The sequence below is a fragment of the Methylobacterium sp. M6A4_1b genome (assembly GCF_053345175.1).
On sequence record NZ_JBKEZQ010000068.1, the window covers coordinates 1 to 4,032 of the forward strand.

Annotated in this window: 1 protein-coding gene and 4 pseudogenes; 2 read left to right on the forward strand and 3 right to left on the reverse strand. The window is 65.7% G+C overall.

Annotation, left to right across the window (positions count from 1 at the left end; all coding sequences use genetic code 11):
• The first annotated feature begins 91 nt into the window (after positions 1 to 91).
• Positions 92 to 1,706: pseudogene (locus ACLBWX_RS22955) on the forward strand (ISL3 family transposase).
• Here ACLBWX_RS22955 and ACLBWX_RS22960 read toward each other — a convergent pair.
• Both ACLBWX_RS22960 and ACLBWX_RS22965 read right to left on the reverse strand, forming a co-directional pair.
• A pseudogene (locus ACLBWX_RS22960) lies at positions 1,631 to 1,864 on the reverse strand (transposase family protein); the annotation flags it as partial. The pseudogenes ACLBWX_RS22955 and ACLBWX_RS22960 sit on opposite strands and share 76 nt — an antisense overlap.
• A 23-nt stretch (positions 1,865 to 1,887) precedes the next feature.
• Positions 1,888 to 2,140: pseudogene (locus ACLBWX_RS22965) on the reverse strand (ISL3-like element ISMdi2 family transposase); the annotation flags it as partial.
• Positions 2,141 to 2,334: 194 nt separating this feature from the next.
• On the opposite strand from ACLBWX_RS22965, the pseudogene ACLBWX_RS22970 reads away from it, so the two are divergent.
• Positions 2,335 to 2,676, forward strand: a pseudogene (locus ACLBWX_RS22970) (transposase); the annotation flags it as partial.
• A gap of 244 nt (positions 2,677 to 2,920) precedes the next feature.
• Here the strand turns inward: ACLBWX_RS22970 and ACLBWX_RS22975 are convergent.
• Positions 2,921 to 3,949 carry an IS110 family transposase gene (locus tag ACLBWX_RS22975; RefSeq protein WP_447678112.1) on the reverse strand — a complete coding sequence of 343 codons (1,029 nt, stop codon included), beginning with the start codon at positions 3,947 to 3,949 and terminating at the stop codon, positions 2,921 to 2,923.
• Between the last annotated feature and the right edge of the window lie 83 nt (positions 3,950 to 4,032).

Genomic DNA, 4,032 nt, shown 5'->3' on the forward strand with positions numbered 1-4,032 from the left:
GGACTGTGTTTCGGCGTGCAACTTTGGCTCTGACTACTCTCGCTGATGCCGGCAGCGTTGAGGGCGCGGATATCCAGAATGGAGCCGCAGCATGCGCCCCCGCTTCAGGCCGTCGAGTCTCGTACCTGCCGGCTTCGTCGTCGATCACCTCGATGTAGGCATCGTTCGGATCGGTCTGGTCGTGAGGTCCGGATCTGCGACGGCGACTTGCCCAGACTGCCGAACCTCTTCACGTCGCATCCAAAGCCGCTACCAGCGCCGTGCCGCCGACCTGCCGCTCGGTGGCCGGCGCGTCGAGCTCCAGGTCGTCGTAAGACGCTTCTGGTGCGACGCAGCTGCCTGCAGGCGGAAGATCTTCGCCGAGCGTTTTCCCGACGGCGTTCTGCCCGCCTTCGCGCGACGCACCTCGCGGCTGGAACAGATCGTCCATCACCTCGGTCTCGCGCTCGGTGGTCGGCCCGGTGCAGGCCTCGCCCAGCGCCTCATGTTGCCGGTCAGTCGCGACACGCTCTTGCGCGTCGTCCGCCGTCGGGCGATGACACCGTCCGATCCTCTCGGTGTCATCGGCATCGACGACTTCGCCTGGCGACGCAACCACCGCTACGGCACTCTGGTCTGCGATCTCGAACACCGCCGCATCGTGGCGCTCCTACCGGACCGCGAACAGGCCACCGCACAGACCTGGCTAAAGCAGAACGCCTCGATCGAGATCGTCGCCCGCGACCGCGGCGGCGGATATGGTGAGGCCATCGCCCGCGCTCTGCCGCAGGCTATCCAAGTCGCCGACCGCTGGCACCTCATGGAGAACGCCAGCCGCGGCTTCCTCGACGCCGTGCGCAGGTTGATGCGTCAGGTTCGCGAGGTCGTTGGCGCAGCTATCCTTGATCCGGCGCTCCTCACCGCGGCTGAGCGCATCCGGTACGAGGGTTATCTGCGCCGGGAAGAGGCGGACGTCGCCATCCGCGCGCTCGCTAAAAGCAGGCATTCCGATCCGCCGGATCAGCCAGCGACTGGGCCACAGCCGCAAGGTGGTGCGTGCGGTCCTGCGCGGCGAGCGCACGGACGTTTTCCGGGTCCGCCAGAGCTCGCTCGACGCCTATCTGCCTTGGCTCGACGCCCACTGAGACGCTGGCAGTCGCAACGCGACCGAGTTCTGGCGAATGACGAGGGCACAGGGCATCCGAGGATCGCTTCGCGTGATCAGGGAATGGGCGACGCGGCGCCGACGCGCGGAGCAGGCCAACATCGAGCGGCTTCAGCGTGTGCCGTCGACGTGAACCTTGGCGCGGCTGCTGACGACGGGTCGCGACCGGTTGACCAAGGCGGAGACGCTGACCGTGGCTGCCGTCGAGGAAGGGGTGCCGGCGCTGGTCGAGGCACGCGAGGTGGTCGGCGCCTTCCAGACGATGGTGCGAGGAAACGAGCCCGACCAACTCGAAGAATGGCTCAGGCGAGCCAAGGTGAGTCTCACCGACATGGACAGCCGCAGCGACAGCCAGGCTCCGGCTTCGCCGCCCAGCATCATGCCGACCTCGGTCTGTGCCTCGGCGAGGCGCGTGGTCCGGCGCGCCTTGGATCCCATTAAGCCTGGGATGCGCTCGACGAAGATCTGGCCCGGGCAATGGCTACACCGGAAGCGGCGCACCTCAACGCGCCACGTGACGGCACGGTCCTGCCACTGCAGGTCTTGGAGCGTTCGCCAGTAGCGGATGTGGACCCGCGAAGACTTTTGGCCACAAGCCGGAGAAACGCGCTGTGCAGCGGTGGTCCTGGCAAGACGCAACAGTCTGGACGGATCAAGCGTCAGTTTATTCACGTGCAACCCATCGGGCACTGTCGGTAGACACGGGTTCGAGATAGGCATCCGGCACGCTGTTCGACACACCGGCCCGGCACGCGTTCGGCGAAGATCCCCCTGCAATGGGCGCAGCGGAAGCGGCGCACCTGCACCTGCCACGTCACCGACCGGTCCTGCCAATACGGTCCTTGAACGTGCGCCAATACCTGCTGTCTTCTCGCACTGAAGCTCACCCGCAGGCGCAACAGGACCAAGGGCTGCCGTGGTCCCGGCGGTGATCAGCAACCCCGCTCCATCCAGAGTGAGGTCATCGATGTGCAGGCTGCCCAGGAACAACGGCATCGACTGATTCGAGATCAGCATCGCGCTGCCTTCGGGTCACTATCCGAACCAACGCCCAAATCATCCCAAAGCCCGAAAGTGTGGATGAACCCGAACTTCCACGGCAAAGGTACCGGAGCAGCCATGGATCGTCCTCAGGTTCTAAGAGCGTCTAACAGAACGGGCACGGATCGCGTTTGGGCGGGTTGTTCAACATGGCCCGCCCGCTTCTGCCCGACGATCTCTGGGACGCGATCGCCTCACTCCTGCCGCCGGCCCGGCCACGCCCGAAGGGCGGTCGCCGCCCGATTGAGAACCGTGCGACACTGACCGGTATCCTGTTCGTGCTGCGCTCGGGCTTGCCCTGGGAGATGCTTCCGGCCGAGATGGGCTGCGGCTGCGGGATGAGTTGCTGGCGGAGCCTGCGCGGCTGGCAGGAGGCGGGGGTGTGGACGCGCCTGCATCAGGTCCTACTGGAGCGCCTGCACGCGGCGGGTGAGATCGACTGGAGCCGGGCGAGCCTGGACAGCGCGTCTGTCCCGGCGAAAACGTATGGCCCGCCCCGTCCGCAAGTGGCTTATGATCCGCTGGTCTGAGCAGTCTGCATAAACGTATCCGGCCTTCCGGCAGCGCCATTGGCCAAGATGGAGATCCGCGCGTTCTGGTCCTCATAAAAGGGTCGGCGTCGAGCGCCATTTTACGCCAGAGGCTTCCAGAACACCGATCGACTGTCAGGCCATCTTTCTCTCGCCGCTCGCAGACAACGTAAGGCCGACGAAGGCTTCGCCGACCAAGCTCGGTTCAGGCAGCCAACGCTGCCGGCTCATAGACGCGTTCGTGGCGCAGAAGTGCCCACACGGTCCGAGCCATCTTGGCTGCCAGCGCGACGACGGCGGTATTAGCATGTGCCCGCGCCAGCAGGCCCCGTAGCCACTGGCCGATCAGCGTATCGCTCTTGCGCAAAGTCGGCATCGCGGCCCGAGCGCCCTGGATCAGCATCTTGCGCAGGTACTTGCTGCCACGTTTGGTGATCCCGAGGAGACGTGGTCGTCCGCCCGTTGTGACCTGACGCGGCACGAGGCCGAGCCAGGCCGCCAGATCACGTCCGCGGGCGAAGGTCGCCACATCACCGATCGCCGCGACCAGCGCCGTCGCGTTGAGGGCGCCGATGCCCGGGATGGTGGTAAGCCGGCGCGCACTTTCGTCGGTCCGAGCCTGTTCGACGAACTCTGCGTCGAGGGCTGCGATGCGTCCGTCGAGGGACTGCCAGCGATCCCGGACGTCCGCCACGAGGATGCGCATCCGTGGCGTGAGGTCAGAGACCGCCTCGGTATCGAGCAGATTTTCTAAGCTAGCGGCGAGCTTGGCGCGTCCCTGCGGGACGATGTGACCGCGCTCCAGAAGGATGGCGCGGATCTGGTTCATCAGGGCCGTGCGTTCGCCGACAAGTTGGTCCCGCACCCGGTGCAGGGTCTGCATGTCGAGCTGTGCCTCCGACTTCAATGCCACGAACCGCATGGTCGGACGCGTCGCAGCCTCTGCGATCGCCTCAGCGTCGCGGTCGTCATTCTTCTGGGCTTTGACGTAGGGCCGCACATATTCCGGCGACATCAACCGGATGGTGTGGCCTTGAGCGGCGAGCGCCCGGCCCATGTGATGCGCGCCACAGCACGCCTCCATGGCGATGATGCAAGCTGGAAGCGTTGCGCCAAAGGTCATCACCGTCTCGCGCCGCATCCGGCGTCGCAAGACGACCCGACCGGTCGCATCCTGCCCGACAAGGCTGCAGCTGTTCTTGCCCAGATCGATCCCGAGTATCGCAATGGCCATCGGTCCGCTCCATCCCTCGTGTGAGCCACACTGCAAACCTAGCAGTGAAGCCCAGTGAGGGGCGGGCCATCCATAAAAGGGGC

What these genes read in the sequence shown, in the direction of transcription:
- ACLBWX_RS22975 (WP_447678112.1), bottom strand. Translation starts at nt 3,949, where the DNA reads ATGGCCATTGCGATACTCGGGATCGATCTGGGCAAGAACAGCTGCAGC.